The organism is Bacillus yunxiaonensis (assembly GCF_037104695.1).
In the GTDB taxonomy this organism is placed as follows: domain Bacteria; phylum Bacillota; class Bacilli; order Bacillales; family Bacillaceae_G; genus Bacillus_A; species Bacillus_A yunxiaonensis.
In genome coordinates, this window is the sequence record NZ_JBAWSV010000001.1 from 831,026 (window position 1) to 848,641 (window position 17,616).

The 17,616-nt window shown below is 35.2% G+C and carries 15 protein-coding genes and 1 pseudogene; 3 read left to right on the plus strand and 13 right to left on the minus strand.

Annotated elements, in window-relative coordinates; genetic code table 11:
• Positions 1–3: 3 nt before the first annotated feature.
• The 11 genes and pseudogenes from tnpB to WAX78_RS04225 all read right to left on the minus strand — a co-directional run bounded on the left by tnpB (position 4) and on the right by WAX78_RS04225 (position 12,389).
• Entirely contained in the window at positions 4–1,128 is a 1,125-nt protein-coding gene (gene tnpB / locus WAX78_RS04175; RefSeq protein ID WP_336481012.1) for an IS200/IS605 family element RNA-guided endonuclease TnpB, read from the minus strand.
• Positions 1,129–1,644: 516 nt separating this feature from the next.
• Positions 1,645–3,093, minus strand: coding sequence for a M36 family metallopeptidase (locus tag WAX78_RS04180; RefSeq protein ID WP_336481360.1), 1,449 nt, complete (start codon positions 3,091–3,093; stop codon positions 1,645–1,647).
• Between the two features lie 255 nt (positions 3,094–3,348).
• The gene (locus WAX78_RS04185; RefSeq protein WP_336481013.1) at positions 3,349–3,645 is read right to left on the minus strand and encodes a hypothetical protein; all 297 of its coding nucleotides are present in this window, start codon (positions 3,643–3,645) and stop codon (positions 3,349–3,351) included.
• Positions 3,638–4,210 carry a MarR family winged helix-turn-helix transcriptional regulator gene (locus tag WAX78_RS04190; RefSeq protein ID WP_336481014.1) on the minus strand — a complete coding sequence of 191 codons (573 nt, stop codon included), beginning with the start codon at positions 4,208–4,210 and terminating at the stop codon, positions 3,638–3,640. Before WAX78_RS04190 ends, WAX78_RS04185 begins: the two co-directional genes overlap by 8 nt.
• Positions 4,211–4,981: 771 nt before the next feature.
• A pseudogene (locus tag WAX78_RS04195) lies at positions 4,982–5,194 on the minus strand (hypothetical protein); the annotation flags it as partial.
• Between the two features lie 144 nt (positions 5,195–5,338).
• Entirely contained in the window at positions 5,339–5,533 is a 195-nt protein-coding gene (locus tag WAX78_RS04200; protein ID WP_413789154.1) for an acetyltransferase, read from the minus strand.
• Between the two features lie 846 nt (positions 5,534–6,379).
• Positions 6,380–6,874: a GNAT family N-acetyltransferase gene (locus WAX78_RS04205; RefSeq protein ID WP_336481361.1), complete on the minus strand. Its 495-nt coding sequence runs from the start codon at positions 6,872–6,874 to the stop codon at positions 6,380–6,382.
• 430 nt (positions 6,875–7,304) lie between these two features.
• On the minus strand, positions 7,305–8,651 hold the full coding sequence (locus WAX78_RS04210; protein ID WP_336481016.1) for a glutamine synthetase family protein: 1,347 nt from the start codon (positions 8,649–8,651) through the stop codon (positions 7,305–7,307).
• Positions 8,645–9,820: a M20 metallopeptidase family protein gene (locus WAX78_RS04215; protein ID WP_336481017.1), complete on the minus strand. Its 1,176-nt coding sequence runs from the start codon at positions 9,818–9,820 to the stop codon at positions 8,645–8,647. The genes WAX78_RS04210 and WAX78_RS04215 overlap by 7 nt, the downstream gene beginning before the upstream one ends.
• 16 nt (positions 9,821–9,836) lie before the next feature.
• Entirely contained in the window at positions 9,837–11,201 is a 1,365-nt protein-coding gene (locus WAX78_RS04220; RefSeq protein WP_336481018.1) for an APC family permease, read from the minus strand.
• Between the two features lie 18 nt (positions 11,202–11,219).
• On the minus strand, positions 11,220–12,389 hold the full coding sequence (locus WAX78_RS04225) for an amidohydrolase family protein (protein WP_336481019.1): 1,170 nt from the start codon (positions 12,387–12,389) through the stop codon (positions 11,220–11,222).
• Positions 12,390–12,659: 270 nt separating this feature from the next.
• Between WAX78_RS04225 and WAX78_RS04230 the strand changes: the two genes are divergently transcribed.
• Positions 12,660–14,444, plus strand: coding sequence for a sigma 54-interacting transcriptional regulator (locus WAX78_RS04230; RefSeq protein ID WP_336481020.1), 1,785 nt, complete (start codon positions 12,660–12,662; stop codon positions 14,442–14,444).
• Between the two features lie 192 nt (positions 14,445–14,636).
• Here WAX78_RS04230 and WAX78_RS04235 read toward each other — a convergent pair whose 3' ends face one another.
• The gene (locus WAX78_RS04235; RefSeq protein WP_336481021.1) at positions 14,637–14,942 is read right to left on the minus strand and encodes a hypothetical protein; all 306 of its coding nucleotides are present in this window, start codon (positions 14,940–14,942) and stop codon (positions 14,637–14,639) included.
• Between the two features lie 113 nt (positions 14,943–15,055).
• On the opposite strand from WAX78_RS04235, the gene WAX78_RS04240 reads away from it, so the two are divergent.
• Complete coding sequence (locus WAX78_RS04240; RefSeq protein ID WP_336481022.1) at positions 15,056–15,574, plus strand: GNAT family N-acetyltransferase; 519 nt, start codon at positions 15,056–15,058, stop codon at positions 15,572–15,574.
• Between the two features lie 53 nt (positions 15,575–15,627).
• A complete protein-coding gene (locus WAX78_RS04245) occupies positions 15,628–16,071 on the plus strand; it encodes a DinB family protein (protein WP_336481023.1) in 444 nt (147 codons plus the stop codon).
• Between the two features lie 327 nt (positions 16,072–16,398).
• Here WAX78_RS04245 and WAX78_RS04250 read toward each other — a convergent pair whose 3' ends face one another.
• Positions 16,399–17,310, minus strand: a complete 912-nt coding sequence (locus WAX78_RS04250; protein ID WP_336481024.1) for a VanW family protein — start codon at positions 17,308–17,310, stop codon at positions 16,399–16,401.
• Between the last annotated feature and the right edge of the window lie 306 nt (positions 17,311–17,616).

The window sequence follows — 17,616 nt, forward strand, 5'->3', positions numbered from 1 at the left end:
ATCTTAGTAGGCTAGTCCCGTAGTTCCTACGGTTAGAAGTCTTATGGCTTCGTTTTTAAGATTTTGTCCTGCGTTAATATCTCTATCGTGATGTACACCACAAGAAGGGCAATCCCACTCACGAAGGTTCAGATTTTTAACGTCTTTGTTTTGATAGCCACAACATGAACACAGTTGAGAACTAGCAAATGTTTTAGATACAGTAACTACTTCTTTTCCATACCACTTCGCTTTGTATTCCAACATTGTTCTGAATTGTGACCAAGATACTTCACTAATTGCTTTTGCTAACTTGTGATTTTTTAGCATATTCGATACTTGCAAATCTTCCATACCAATAATGTCGTGGTTTTTGACAATTTCAGTAGAGATTTTTTGCAAGTAGTCTGCTCTTGCGTTGGTAATTCGTTCGTGAATACGAGCAACTTTGATACGTTGCTTATTCCAATTCGAAGAACCATTCACACGCTTGGAAAGGATACGCTGTGCGTTCGCTAATTTTTCTTCAAGCTTACGAAACCATTTTGGATTAGAGATTACTTCTCCTGTACTCAAAATAGCAAAGTCTTTTAATCCAACATCAACACCAACAGCAGAATCTGTTTTTTCTAATGGTTGCACTTCTGTTTCACCAAGAATCGAAACAAAGTACTTCCCACTTGGATTGCGTCTAACTGTAGCGTTTAAAATACGCCCCTCTACTTCTCTTGATTTTGCAAAACGAACAAAGCCAAGTTTCGGTAATTTTATTTTGTTGCCTACAATCGCAATATTTCCGTTTGTGTGTTTTGTTGTATAGGATTGAACCTTATTCTTTTTAGACTTAAAGCGAGGTGCATCATTTTGTTTTTTGAAAAAACGAGTGAATGCATCAGCAAGGCTCTTAAGGGTAGATTGTAAGGAAATGCTATCTACTTCTTTTAGCCATACGAATTCCTTTTTTAATTGTGTTAGTTCCGCTGAACAAGAGTTGTATGTCAATCCTTTGCCTGTTTCTTTGTATGTATCATTCCAACGTGCCAAAAAACGATTGAATACGAAGCGAGAGCAACCAATCGTCTTAGCAATTAAGATTTCTTGTTCTTTGTTTGGGTATATTCGGAATTTATACGCCTTATTTATTATCATGTGATCCCCCTTTTAATATACTAATTATACCATTTTTTTGGAGAGGTAATTTCAATAGAAAAGGTATCTGTTGTGCTCCGATTTTCAAAAGGATTATTGGAACGAGTAGACAAATACAAAGAAGAAAAGGGTTTCGGTACTCGTACCCAAACTATTTTTCATTTATTACAAGTAGCACTCGAAAAGTCAGATAGTTAACGCGGCTTATGCCACGCCCTATCTGAAGCCAAGAAGACTCCCACCTACTCACTAGGCTATGCCCTTCACGTTCCTTGAGGTGGGAGTCTTCTTGGCTAAAACGATAAAAAAGGATATCAACAAATGTCGATATCCTTTTATCTTCTAGAATTTCAGTTAAATTCCCTTTATATTTGTCAGCGGCTGCTCATACGTATCACTATGACAAGTATACATTGGTGTCTTATCTTCTCTTACAATGTGCTCTTTGCTAAATACAAATATTCTGCTTCACTGAAAACAATATTACCGACTTAGACAAAACACTCCTGACAATCCCTAATTCGTACTGATGCCTCGCGCCGTCCAAATACGATCAATTTCCGCGCCGTGCTGTCCTCCGTAAAGAAGAGCATCCGCTTGTTTAATTGCTCTCGCGCCGTCACGGAATGTAGCATTAGGAGTAAGGGACCAATGCGATTGCAAAATGATTTTTGTCGCAATATCGCGTCCAAAAGCTTGCGCCATGTCATACTCACCTTGCGACCAAATTTCGCCGTCCGCATGAACTTCATTTACAATATCTTTCGGATACACTTTATTATTGTCCAATCTGCGAAGACAAGTTGGGTTCGTATTTGAATAAGAAGTCGAATCCCATTCTCCGATACACGCTTTTCCATAACCTGTATCTGATACAGCATCTTCATAAGTAGCTCCCAAGAAATCTCCAAAACCTTCTCCCATGGCTCCACCTTCCGAAGAATTCCCAAATCCAGCAACTTGATTATCTTGAATGGAATGACCGTATTCATGAGCAATAACCCCTGCATCTTCCGCATCATCAACTCCGCCGGAACCGAATGTCAGTGCCTTAGTCGTAGGAGAATAAAAAGAGTTATCAGCTGTAGATGTATTTACATTTGCTTTAATAGAACGGTTGTTAATATTATTAAAGCCCAGTTGTTGTATATATCGCTGCAAAGTATCAATGTGATAATATGCCATAACATCTTCAAATCTATCATTTGAACGTGTGTAATTATATTGAAGAGAGGCGGAATACGTTTTTACTTTCGACGCAATTGTTACATAATCACCAATTAAATATCCCGATCCATTGAGGCCTTTTAAAGTAACTGTTTTGAGTTGATTATTCAAAGCAGCCGAGTCTGCATCATTATTATCAGCTAATCCAGCCAAACTACCACTCGTCACTACAGGATTTGGCAGAAACACTTTTCCTTGTCCATCTACTTTTCGGTTTAAGTCTTTTTTCTTAAGCAGCTTTCCGTTTTCCGCATCAATAAATGTTTCCCACGCACCGAACGGCTTATGAGAGTGGATAACAATCCGGTACACCGGAGTTGCCACACCCTCTTCGATTATATACCCAAACTCACGTGTAGTCGGAGCCCATACATTTGTATCATCAGCTTCAATATACTGAGTAGATTTACCTTCTGCTTCCTTTTCACTCAGCTTTTGCTTAATTTGCTTAACACTCTGCACAGGAAGGTAATCTGAAACTGCCAGTACACCTTGTCCTCCTTTGTTGAGTGTGACTGTTACTTGTCTAGAAAACACAGGAGATCCATTTACTGTTTGTTGAAATCTAACATAAGATGCCACCTGTGTATCTGTCGTAGAAACATATTGCAAATCTGATAAATCTGCCTTTAAAGAATACTGAGCAGCGTTCGCTTTTAAATATTCGGTTGCCTGTACTTGAGACGAAACTGCCTGTACCTTTGCTTGTGTTTCCTCTACTGCAGAAGCAGTGGACATAATACCAAAAACCAACGGAATTGCCGTTGCAACCGCGACAACTTTTTTCAACAAAACTATCACTCTCCAATTTTAAAATTATTTCGAACGTACGAATAATTCTATAGGAGATAATATTTTACCTTTCTAATTTCTATAAACCTAATGAAAGTAAGATTTTCTCAATAATTTTATATAATACAGGAAATATTTCAAAATCTATTATTCATGATAAGTTGAAATGATAGTATTTATAGTATGTATTCCTTTCTTAGATTATTTTTTGATAAGGCTAATAATGAGCAATAAGGCATTACTTAAAATGCTTACTACACCTATCCAAAATAGCCAATTTGTTGCGGTTAACCAAGAAGCGGCTATGATGAGTAGCGCAATGGCAATTGATACACAATTGCCAATCCAGTTTCGTTTCTTATTGCGGTGAAATTTATGGTTGACCTGAGAAATAGATTGCTGGACTGTATTCTTAACATAATAGACTTTTTCTTTAATCTTATTCTTAATATCTTTTGCTTTCTGATGAAGCGTATTACTAATATAAGATTCATTCACAATCCGCACCCCCATATCGGCGTTTTGAAAACTCAGCCAAGACTTTTTCCTGATAGGAGTTCAACTGTTTCTGCTCATCAACTTCGAAATTTGCATTTTCTTCAAAACCGTCTTGTTCTTCGCCGTCGAATCGATAGAGCTTTTGTAATAATCTCCAAAATGTTTCAATTTCGTCAGTCGTGAAATCGTGAAACATATCCGCTAAAAAATAGGTGGACTTTTCCGAACAAACAATTAAAGCTTTTTTTCCTTCAGGAGTAATCTCAATATTGATAGAGCGTTTATCTATTTTACTCGGCACAGTTTTAACATAACCTTTTTTTACAAGGCTTGTAATCAACTTGTTAGTGGTCTGTTTTGTTGTACCGAGCTTTTTAGCGATATTAATAAGTGTAGTTCTTTCGATTGGCAAATGTGCAATAGCAATCAGAGCCATATGTTGTCGGGCAGTTAATATCTCCATATATTCGTCCCCCCGCGTTTGAACCTTATTGACAACCGAAAACAAAGTCGCGTAACTTTGCTGCATAAAATGTAGTTCTTTCATTAAAAAGTTAATATCCATATTTAACTCCCCCTCATATTAGTCACCATGTTTACAAATATAAAATACTATATCCCACAAAACATGTCAACATGGTGACTATTTCTACTTGTACTAACTTGTCTAGAATTAACAATGCTTTTTTATTCATTTCCCTAAGTCTGTAAAAGTGCAAAAAATCCCCACTATTTTCGAAAGTAGGGATTTTTTTGTTTAAAGATTTTTCTTTTTTCTTAGAGCACTACACTACATTTAAAGAGTTTTGTTAAAGATTACACCAAAAGCTTAACGAATGTAGTGCTATCCTAAGGGGAAGTAAAAAATCCCTCATAAATAGCACTATTTTTATACCGTAAACAGTTGTTTTTTATCTTTTAAAACACTTACAGGAAATTAGTATTTTTTAAGTCTTAATGTAGCTTTGAAATAAAATTTGATTGAAATAATACTATTAATATTGATAAATCAACTAAAGAAAAGAGCTTGGTTTGAAGAAAGTTCGATCCAAACAAGTGTAGCTTTAAAAACACCTCGCAAACCCGAATTTTACGTTAAATTAAAAGAACCCATTTTGAAAAAAGATTGATCAAAATGGGGTTTTTCTTTATAAAGTATTGTTCAATTTTTATAAAAAAGTTTGATCATTTTCTACTATTGATTCTCCACAATCACTCATAAGTTATTGTTTTTTTAAGCTCCTTACTTCCCTTTTTCCGGCTCAGAAATTTTTCTGCCAATAATGATAACAGACCCTATCCCCGCAATAATTACACCGGTATTCATATTCTCAAACTATGATTTCCCTTTCTTACTATAAATTCCAAACGCAATAACTCCAAATAAATAGCCTATTCCAGTTCCTAAACTAACTGTAAATACTAGAAAGCTTGGTTTGAAAAACATGCCAAAAATTACACCGATAGCACAACCAAAAATCATTCCCATTGGTATTAAACTATCTATTAAATCTTTAGCGTTTCTTGACTTTTTCATACCTAATGTTCCTTTCTGTGTAAATAAAGTATCAAACTTTTTTCCAAATCAACAACAAGCTCTTTCCATGTTAAATTGGATGGTTGTTTTATATAAAGATTTGAACGGTTTGCGTTCCTACTTCAACTAGTGCATCAATTAGCTTAATAGTCTGCTTTAAAAGTTATGAGGTTTTTCAACATATAAACCTAAAACATATCCACAATTTAAACAGAAATATGAAGATATTGGTGACGATTGACTTCTTGGATTGTTATAGGAAAACATATGAACCACACCGTTACCTGCCCTTACAATCCCTTTCTCAATTTGATTAGCATTACATTTAGGACATACTTTTTCTTCCAACATTTTTCACTCCAATTTTTTATTAGAATTCCATTTTCATACATATTTTAACAAAAATTAGATAGATAATTTTTGTTAATCTCTTTACAAAACAGTTTATCGATTTCTGATGTACTAGAATTGTTTTCTAAAGAGTTGCAACTTCACTATTCATTTTTTCTTGCTCCGGTTTATAACGGGGCCTTTTTATTAAAAAGAAAAAGTACTTTTTTGAGTGCTTTACCTAGTTAATAGCCAAAATAAATACGGAGACAAGGGAATAAGAATTAAATGTAGGGTAAATATAAGCCAAGAATATGCAGTATTCTTTTTTAATTGTGCTTTTCGTTTAAAAATGACGTTTAAAATCCAAGATCCGATAATTGTAATTACTATCCAATAAATAGTATCCAATAAATTGCCTATAGATTCCGGAGGATTTGAGCCAGCAATCATTATAAGAATGATTCCAAACGGGATATATAAGCATGGATAAATAAGAATATAAGAAAAAAAATACAAAATGTATTTTACTAATGACTTTTCTTTCACTAGACTTTCCTCCATTACAGAATACGTATATGTATTTCATAGAAAACAGCTAGATATAGGGAATCTAACTGTTTTCTAGTTATATCATTTTTATAATGCATTATTATGTTATTGGTCTACAAAAAAGAAAGACACACCCTCGAGCGCCTTTCTCCGACTTGATAACCATATTTTTATGTATTGGACTCCCAAATAGCTGTGACTTTATGTAGATTTGAAATAAATTTTGATAAAAACGGTGGTTTTACATTATATATTAACGTGATTTTTAGAAAAAAGTGTGCATTTGAAATAGCATCACGATATTTTTAAAAGTTACTAAATACATTTATAATAAAAAACCGTTGTATGTAATTCTCCGTTTGCCGATTCAGCATAGCATGGAATCTTTCCTGCTTCAACAAATCCTAATGATGCATATAGTTTATTAGAAGGATCTCCTTCTCTTGTGTCTAATACTAACAAAGATTTATTTTCTTGATTTGCTCTTTCTTCTGCTTTTTGCATAAGGGCACGCCCAATTCCATCGCGTCTGAATTTAGGATGCGTCATTAATTTTCCAATTTCAGCTCGGTGACTCCCATTTTGCTTCGTACTTAAATGCAATTGTACGCTGCCTGCTACTTCATTGTTTATCCTTGCAATAAATAGTATAATTTCAGGACTTAACACGGTTTCCCAGTACTTTATCGCCTCTTCTTGTTTCATTGGCGGTAAAAAACCTATTGATGCCCCATCATCTACTACTACTCTCAAAAGCTCTGAAAGCCCCTCAATATCTTCGTCAATTCTTTTCACTTCTTCTATTTCCATCTGATGAACCAATTCATCATTCCCCCTTTTCATATATAACGTAACTTATTTGTTTTAACCAAAAATATTTTTAGCCACCCAGCCAACTACACCATCTTTTTTTAATTCATTATTTTACGAAAACTCATTCGACAAAATACCTTATTATCCCTCTTTTTGTAACTAATCCGCTCTTGAACACATAAATGGTATTTTTAATCTATTTAGCATGAAAACAACAACAAAGAATTACCATATACGGAATTAATTAATCGGATGTAATTTTTATATTTAAAATAAAAAAAGATAAGGTAGAAACCTTATCTCATAGTATATTTACTATTTTTTGAGGATACGCCCGCACTTTTGAGATTGTGAGAATCAATATAAGAAGAACTTTTTATAATGATTCAAGTATTTACAGATTTCCTTCTCAACCGCATCTTTTTATTTAGAACCTGGAAGAGAATAGTCTTAATTCCCAATCACTTACTTGTCTACTATATTTATCCCATTCTGATCTTTTTATTTTAATAAATTCCTCCCAGATTGGCCTTCCAATAGTTTCAGCCAGGATTGTGTCTTCTGCTAAATGACCTACTGCTTGATTTAAGTTTCTCGGCCCCCAAGAAATTCCTCTTTCTTGTAATTCAATATCATCTAACTTACTGATATCCACATCCATCGGTTCACCTGGATCCATTCTGTTTTGAATCCCATGGAGACCCGAAGCTACTAAACAAGCTGCAAGCAAATATGGATTGCACGTTCCATCAGCACCCCGAAATTCAAATCTTCTTGCTCTTGCTTTGTCAGGGATTCTTACTAATACCGAACGATTTCTGGCTCCATAACAGATGTGGGCTGGTGCCCAAGATCCTGACTGCATCCGTTTATAGGAATTAATACTCGGGGCTCCAATTGCAATTAGAGAGGCTCCATGTTTCAAAAGTCCACCTATAAAATGATACGCTTTTTCAGACATATCCAACCCTCTTGAATCCGTGGTATCTTGGAAAATGTTCTCACCAATTTTATCAAATATACTAATATGAACATGCAATCCATTGCCCGGTAAGTGTTGGAACGGTTTAGGCATTAATGTCCCTACCATCCCCTTATCCCTAGCAATTTGTTTAAATAAATGCATAAATGTTACTTGATCATCCGCCGCTTTCAAAGCAGAAGCGTATTTCAAATTTATCTCTAATTGCCCAGGGCCATACTCGCTGGAAATTTGTTCTGTTTGAACACCCATCTTTTCCAAGGAATAAACAAAATCTTGAACAAAATCTTCTTGAATGTCTATGCCATCTGTAGAAAAACAATGGCTTTTATCTGCTGGCTCTAGTTTTCCATCTATTTCTTTAAGTAAATAGGCTTCCTGTTCAAATGCCATATACATGTTTCCGCCTAAGAGTGTTTCTGCTTCCGAAAGCAGGCGTTTCAATGCGCTTCTTGGACATCCCTCCCATGGTTCTCCGTTTTCATCAACTAAATCACAAAGCATTCTTGCTGTATTCTTCCGATAAGGAAGGATAGCGAAGGTACTTGGATCAGGTACCGCAAAGAAATCTCCATCGTTTGCTCCATACGTAGGGTTGGGAATATATTCATCAAAACAATCGAAACTCATAATTGCTGTACTAAAGTTAATTCCTTTTTCCATTGCGCTGTTAAGTTGAGAAGCACGGATTGTTCTTCCTCTCGTCATGCCAGCATAGTCTAAAAATTCCACTCGAATAAATTCAATATTTTCTTGTTCGACGATTTTTAAAACGTTTTCTTTTGTTAACATGTTGATTGCCCCCCTTTTAGTAATCTTCTTAGTACACTATAAGTAAAGATCTTAACGCCGACTGCAATAATCTGATCATCAAATTGAAACTCAGGATGATGTAAATCATAACAAGGCTGATCGGTTTGTCTAATACCTAATCGGAAATAGGTACTCGGAACCTTTACAGCAAATGCGCCAAAGTCATCTGCTCCCATTGAGGGATCTTTCAATACATAAACTTCATTCGCACCTAATAATTCCTTTATTCCTTCTTCAATGCTATGAGTTAATGCTTCGTCATTTATCACCGGCGGATGGCTATATGTATATGTAACATTGGCTTTGGCTCCATACGAATTCACTATACCTTCAACCAGTTGAATAATTTGTGATTTTATCTTCTGTCTCGTTTCCATAGTTATGGTTCTTGTTGTTCCTTCTAGGACTACCCGATCCGCAACTACATTACTTGCCGTCCCGCCTTGAATTTTCCCGACATGGATCACTACAGGCTCGATAGGATTATGGCTTTTCGTAACAAGAAGAGAAAGAGCCTGAAGAACATTAGCGCTAATGGCAATAGCATCAATACCTTGATGCGGACGTGCGCTATGCCCTCCTTTTCCCACTATCTCAATCATGAAATTATCACAAGAAGCTGTAATGGCACCGCGCTTGATACCAACCGTTCCGAATGGTAAATGGGGCCATAAATGAAGAGCAATCATTTCATCGATCAAAGGATTTTCTAACACTCCTTTTTGTATCATTTCTTCTGCTGCGCCATCTGCTTCTTCACCTGGTTGAAAAATACAACGGACCCGTCCACTAAATCTATGTTTGAATTGAAATAACTGATAGACTGTTCCTAATAAAATAGCAGTGTGGCCATCATGCCCGCAAGCATGCATGACTCCATGATTTTGAGAAGAAAAGGAAAGGCCCGTTTGTTCTTCAATCGGCAACGCATCGATGTCTGCCCGCACCCCAATGTGCAATCCCTCTCCCATTTCTCCGATAATATCAACGACAATCCCCGTTTCTCCAACTTTTTTGTACGGAATCTTCCATTCTTGCAAGCATGAAATGATATACTCGCACGTAGCGTATTCCTGAAAAGAAAGTTCCGGATACTGGTGAATATGTCTTCGAATACGAGTCAACTGTTCCTTCATTTCCTCACTCAATTCTATGTCTTGTTTTTCAATGGTTTTCAATGTGTTCAGAACCCCCTTTTTTAATCTCTATCTTCCCTACTTTCACTTTTTGAAGCACAAACATATATACGGCCCCTATGATAAGCCAAACAGATCCAATTTCAATCGCAAGCCGATCCATTCCATACACTACATAGCCGATAATAATTAATCCAAAAAGAGGAAATACAAGGTGTTGAATAAATTTTTTTGATTTTTGGCGAATGATATAATGATTAATTACTGAAATATGCAATATAAGAAAACCAATCAACGCTCCAAAATTAACAATATTCGTTAACATCCCAATGTTATTTTCAAACGCCATTCCTACAGAAAAAGAAACAATAGCTACTAGAAAAGTACTAATATATGGTGTTTGAAATTTCGGATGAACTTTTGCGAATACAGAAGGTAGTTTACGGTCACGCCCCATGGAATAAAGAAGTCGGGAGATGGCTGCCTGAGATGCAAGTGCGCTGGCAATTCCCCAAGAAAACACTGTCGCAATGAGTGTCAAATTTTTCAGCCAGCTCCCCCCAGCCAATTCAGCTGCTTGATAGAAAGCTGTATCTAAATTTTCAATTTTTAATCCGCGGATAAGATCACTTGCGACCCAGGTTTGAGATATAAACAATACGCCTGCAATCAACAAAGTAAGAACTGTAGCTCTACCTACAATTTTGTTGCCTCCTTTTACCTCTTCGGAAAGTGTGGAAATAGCATCAAAACCTAAAAAGGATAGCACCGCTATTGAAACTGCTCCCATAACCATGTGTAGATTAAACTTGCTGGAATCATATATAGGTTTGATTGTTAAGCTAGTACCGCCTACTCCTTTATATAAAGCGATCAGCCCGAATATAAGAAAAATAGATAAAACCATAAATTGTAAAACCAAAATAATTTTATTTGCTTTTGCGGTAAATTCTACCCCGCGAATATTAATGAAGGTATTAAAGGAAATAAAGAGAACCAACCAAAACCAAACCGGCACTTCTGGAACCATTCCCGCTAATGAAACTGCGCTGACAACATAAGTTAAAGCAGGTACAAGAATGTAATCTAGCAAGATTCCCCAGCCGGCAAGAAAACCAACATACTCATTAATCCCTCTTTGTGCATAAGTGTAAACGGAACCTGCCATCGGAAAAGCTTGGGACATTTTAGCGTAGCTCAGGGCCGTAAAAATCATTCCAATCATACCAATGATATAAGTTAGGGCAACCATACCCTTCGAAGTGTCAGAGATATAGCCAAACACACCAAATGGAGCAATAGGAACCAAAAAAATCAGCCCATAAAATACAAGATCCCAAAACGTTAATGTCCTTTTCAATTCCTGTTTATAACCGAATTGTTCGATTGACATCTCTAGCTCCTCCTTCTATCAAATATTCAATTGCAGATTCTTTTTATAAACCCTTTCAAAATTTCTAAACAAAACCATTTCGCCAATCCATTGGGCTGTCTCTACATTCATATAATCAGAATCAACCCAATTATTTAAAACTTTCTCAAAACATTCCTTAAATAAATGCACTCCAAACCAATTCATTTCAGGCACAGTAAAAGCATCTGACCCATACATGACCTTATCGAAAGGAGCAAATTCAAACACTTGCGAAAGGATTCGTTCAACTCCATGACCTGCGAAAGGATTTTGCAACGAAATATCCATATAAACATTTGGGAGAATACTTACAATAAAAGCCGCTTCCTCAACCCAAGGATATCCCCCATGAACAAGGTGAACCTTAGTATCGATGTATTTTTTATCCCTAAGCATGTTTATTAAAAAACTCGGACTCGCTTTCGGCAAAACAACTTCTCCATCTCCAATACCAGTATGGATATGCATAACCTTATCTGCGGCTGTACATTCTTCCATCGCAATATGAAGGCAATAGTCACGAAAAGCTTTCACTTCTGCTCGGTCGTTCGTTTGAAATTCTTCGTATTGATCCCGAGCCATCTGTTCATTCATCTCTGAGATTTCCAGCCCACTTCTATAAGCAATAATTGATTTTAAACCGATAACATCAGATTTCTGCAAAGCTTGTCTTAAATCTATACGGTACCTTTCACTAAATTCCTCAAAACGATCACATTCTTTGCGTAAATGAACCATAACAGGTTCAATTCTATGAATTTCCCATATTTTTGACCCACACAAATCTGCAAACTCATCTTTATTTAACATTGGCATTGGATATCCAAAATCAGTTACAACTCCAGTAATCTTAGCGTCCTGAAACAAATTCCTTGTATATCTCCTAAAATCACCAGCATATTTATTTCTGTTATTTACTACTTCCACCAGGTTAGGCTCACATGAAAAATATTTTGCAAGTCGTTGAATCAAAATCTGAACCCACATATTAATTCCCGGAAAAGGTTGATTCTTATTTTGCATATAGTTGTTTGTCGCACGGGTAGGTATAACAGATAAAGATAGTTTCCTAACGAACTCCTCTACTGTATAAGGTTCTTGATTAGCGACAAAAGGATGCGCATGTACATCAATAGCATGAATATGTTGTAAAGATACTTTATTCATAAATAACCTCCTCTAATTTTTTAATTATTCTCTATGCAACATTCATGCCAAATAAAAAATACTAATTATATCAATATTTATCAGAATTTTTAAAATAAAAATACGAAAAATATTCTCCAAATGAAAAATATTCATCGAAAAATATTTTTCTATGACCACCAACAAAAAAATTTTTAAGAATCAGATTATCAATTTTTGGTATAATTATAAACATTCAGATTATTTATATTTTCTCTATTCTATTGAATATTTATAAAGGTGGTGAACGCAATGACTGATTTTTCCTTTCTTCCCTTACATAAGGTTTGGAATTCCAGTTTTGATTGTATGATTCTCACTGGTAAGCAAGGAGAAATCCATTCTTTAAACCGATCTGCCGCACGTTTATTTTCATCAAGTCCAAGTAACATAATCGGAACTTCTATCCATGAAATGTTCCCTTCAGAGGAATTGAAAAAAAGTTTTCAATTCAAAAAAGATAAAACAGGTATCACACTTTCTCTTGGTACCCGGCAGTTAATTGTAAATACTTCAGTTATCCAAATCGATTCTGAAACTGTCTACTACCTTCTTAACCTCAAAGACAATACCCAGATTCAACAATTACAATATCAACTTCAACAAATGAATGAAACAAGGCATTTATACGAAGTAATATTAGATCAACTTGAAGAAGGAATCACGGCAATCAATCAACAAGGAAAAATTATATTTTACAATCGAAAAATGGGAGAAATCGATACTGTTGAACCTGCATCAGTACGAAATAAAAGAATATTAGATATATGGCCAATGGAAGAAAATTCTAGCACCCTTCTTACGGCTCTGAACACAGGGAAAACACTCAGCCATCGAGAAAATCATTTTACTACCAATGGAAAATCGGTCACAACTCTTTCAAAAACCGTTCCTTTATTTCTAGGGAATAAAAAAGTGGGAGCTTTAGAAATTGCAACTGATATTACAAAGCAAAAACAATTAACTGAAACAATTTTTCAATTACAAAAACAAACAAAAGGAAGTTCTGCTCCTTCCGATTCTATGTTAGCTCGAAAAAACAATACAAGATTCCAATTTGATAACATTATATTTTCTAGCAAACAATTGAGACAGACGGTTGAACAAGCAAGAAGGGCTGCACGGTCTAATTCAAACGTCTTGATCTTCGGTGAAACTGGTACGGGAAAAGAATTATTTGCTCAAAGCATTCATAATGAAAGCCCGCGGAAAAACAAGCCCTTTATAGCCCAAAATTGCGCAGCATTACCTGAGTCATTGCTTGAAGGATTGTTATTTGGAACAAGTGTAGGGAGCTTTACCGGAGCAACAGATAGAGCAGGACTATTTGAAGAAGCCCACGGAGGAACGCTATTGCTTGATGAGATTAATTCTATGGGAACGAACCTTCAAGCAAAGTTACTTCGTGTTTTACAAGAAAGAAAACTTCAACGCTTAGGTTCATCTAAGGTTTTAGATATCGATGTACGAGTTATTACTACAATTAATGAAGATCCTCTTGAGGCTATAGCCAATGGGAAACTGCGAGAAGATCTTTATTATCGGTTAGCGGTAGTAAATATTGTAATTCCTCCCTTACGAAATAGAAAAGAAGATATACCTACTTTAATAGAGTATTTCATCAACAAACATTCTACTTCCTTAGGCGTTAACGTCACAGAGGTCGATGAAGATGTTTATCAATTTTTCATGAACTATCAATGGCCAGGTAATGTTAGACAATTGGAGCATTCGCTGGAGGGAGCTTTAAACTTGATTTACGATGAGAGCGCCATTTCATTTGAACATCTTTCTCCTACTTTTAAAAACAAAATGATTCAACAAGTCAATCAATCATCCGTTCAAGAGCATTCAATTCTTTTCAAAAGCCTGCCGGAACAAATTGAGCATCTTGAACGAGTCATGATTGAACAAGCAATACATGAATCCCAAGGAAATATTACCAAAGCAAGTGAACAATTAGGAATTCCAAGGCAAAATTTAAATTACAAAATCAAAAAATACAAAATTACCTATCTCAAAGGATCATTTCGATAAAGTGAAACTTCCATCAATAGGATTTTCTTGATCCCATCCCCCACTGATGGTCAGTTAAACCAATCAGAATCTTACTACCCGTTAGTGAGGAATAAAATTTAACAAACAAAAACAGCCATCATCGTTTTTTAATGAAGATGGCTGTTTTTGTGAAAGGAGTATTCTGCTTTCTATAAAAAGCTTTTTCAATTATTATCTTGATTTCTTTCTTCCATGACTCCACTGCCAATTAACAAGCTCCATCCCCCCAGTATCGTTATGTAACTCCGTAAGTTTTTCCTTAGTATATGTTTGTTGATATCGCCCTTGAATTTGTTTTAAAAACGTCTCACCTAATTCAGTAATTCTGCCTCTAATAATGAGTTCTGAATTCAATATATGTGCAATATTGACTAACCTAGTAATGATATACTGCAAAAATTGATCATATACCTCTTTCGCTTCTCCGTTTTTGATATATTCTATAATTCCCTCACTATTTATTGCCGCAAAAAACAATCATCTATATATCAAAAAAACAAAAAGAAAACTACCATCCTTAAAAATTCATAATATAAATAGCACTACATTTATGTTAATATTATAAATATTCTTTATAAAGGGGTATAAAAATGAATGTTTCATTAGTTAAACCTACACTTACATTACAAAACGAATACTTAGATTTCTATCAAGAATGGAAAGATAGCAGCGAGGATATGGTACCATGGGTCATTAGTAAAGACCCTTCAGACTTTCATGGAATGATTCAGTTTCTACTAGATTCAGAGAAAGGTAAAAATATCCCTGAAGGCTGGGTACCCGATTCTACTTATTGGCTGGTTACAGAAAATAAAAAAATTGTTGGTGCTGTGAATATACGCCACCAATTAACAGAAAAATTATTGAATTGTGGCGGACATATTGGTTATGGTATTCGCCCTTCTGAAAGACAAAAAGGATACGCTACTACTCTGTTAGCTTTAGCATTAGAAAAAACGAAAGGGTTAGGCATTCAAAAAGCTCTTGTTGTCTGTGATGAGAATAATGTCGGTTCTGAAAAAACCATTATTAAAAATGGCGGCATACCTGATTCAAACTACATTGAAGAAGATGGGAATGTTATAAAAAGATATTGGATTGAACTATAACATATGAAGTAACGATATATTCATATGAAAATCTTTAAACAGGAGGAACTCCCATGCCTACATTAGCGTCTGAATTAGAGAGTATTGTTTATACTGTCCCCTCTAAGTTTGACTCTCTTTCTAATGCGGATTACAAACCCAATCCATCTAAATGGTCTAAAAAGGAAATATTAAGTCACCTATGTGATTCTGCGAGTGTGAATCATAAACGTTTTGTTGATATTCTCATTTCTAAAGAACCTATTACAATACATGGCTATAATCAAGATTTATGGATGCAAGTACATAATTATCAGCATACATTTTCAACCGAAGAAATACTACATTTATGGATTTCATTAAACAAACGAATCTTAAAACTTCTAACCAATGTTACAGAAAAACAATGGCAGCTTCCGTGTAAAACAGAAGATCAAAACATAGTAACATTGGAATGGCTAGTTACTGATTATATTGACCATATGAACCATCATTTCAAACAAATATTTGGCGAATAATACGATATGTACGAACAAACAAGATTTCAGCTTAGTACTGAAATCTTGTTTCTCTTGCTCTTGAATTAGATAACGAAGATGAAATTTAAAAGATTTACAGTGCACTAATCGAAAAAGGGTCTGTACTTATGGAACTACTAGATACTTTCTGGGGGGCAAAGTTCGCAAAAGTAAAAGATTGCTTCGGTGTAATTTGGGATCTAAACTATACAAAACATCAATAAATTACATAATAAAAAAGGTGCTTACATAAGAAGCACCTTTTTTGTTATTCATTACAATCCGCTATTCGCGGGCAATAAGCCCCCCACTAATGGAAGTTTCACTTTATCTTACAGCACGTATCTCTGCGACCAATTTCTGACCTTCTATATACATCACAAGCTTAACTGGGGTATCATTTTGATTTTCAAATACTAAATCTAAATAAGGATATGCAATCGTTGCATCTCTGCCTTTAGGTACATAGCCTACCTGTTTGGAATGTGTTGATCTCTCTACCATTGTTAATCCTGCTTGATCTGCAGCATTAAACAGCGTAGAAGAAGTTTGGCATACACCACCGCCATATCCATCTACTAATTTACCATCTACAATCTCTTTTCCTAATTGGTACCCTTTATCAGGTGTTGTATCACCTACTAACGCGTTGAAGGAAAATCTATCTCCCTTTCCTAATATAACTCCATTGACAGTACTTGCAGACAAACGAATATTTTCTATTCTACCTCCAGTAGACCCTCCTAAATTCGTTTCATATCTTCCTAAAACTGCTCCGCTGCCACTTCCATCTTCTGGTTTTGCTACAGGCTTTTTCTCCACAATCGGCAGCTGATAAGAAGAATCCCACAACCCTACATTCGTCAATTGATCTATTAACTCTTTTTCCATTAATTCATAAGAGGGGTTTCCTTCTATCCATTTACCATCACTTGTCATACGAGAAGGAACCATCTTTGTATCGATGTTCTTCCCAATTTCGCTAACAACCTTAGTAACTTCCTTTTTAAATTTCTTCTCATCTTCAAAATAGCCTAAACTTGCTAAATCGATTTTTTTTACTTCTTTTCCACTTCTTCCATCTACTAAACTTATACTTTTATTTACTTCTTCTTTAGCTTGTGCAACATTTCCACTTGCACCACTCACTAATGTAACCTCGCTAGCCTTCGGACTACATCCGCTAACTACACCTATACATAGTGCCCCTAAAATCAATCCTCGAACCTTATGTAACAATCTACTCTCTCCTTTTATTCTCTATCTTTTTCTATTTCCAATTCAAACAAGTCTATGTATGATCACATTATTCCCCAATATTACTTTTATTACATTATCGTTACATTTCTGTCATACTTTAAATTACTCTTTTCTTTCTTAAATGTCTACATATATTTACTAAAAAAATCTTTAACTTTATTAAAAATTTTACCCACCTTTTCTATCCATTATATACCAACGGGCGCATTGGAGACAATTTTTATCCATCAATATTTTACTATATTAATAGTACGTATATTTCTAATGAATAACGACTCATTTTAA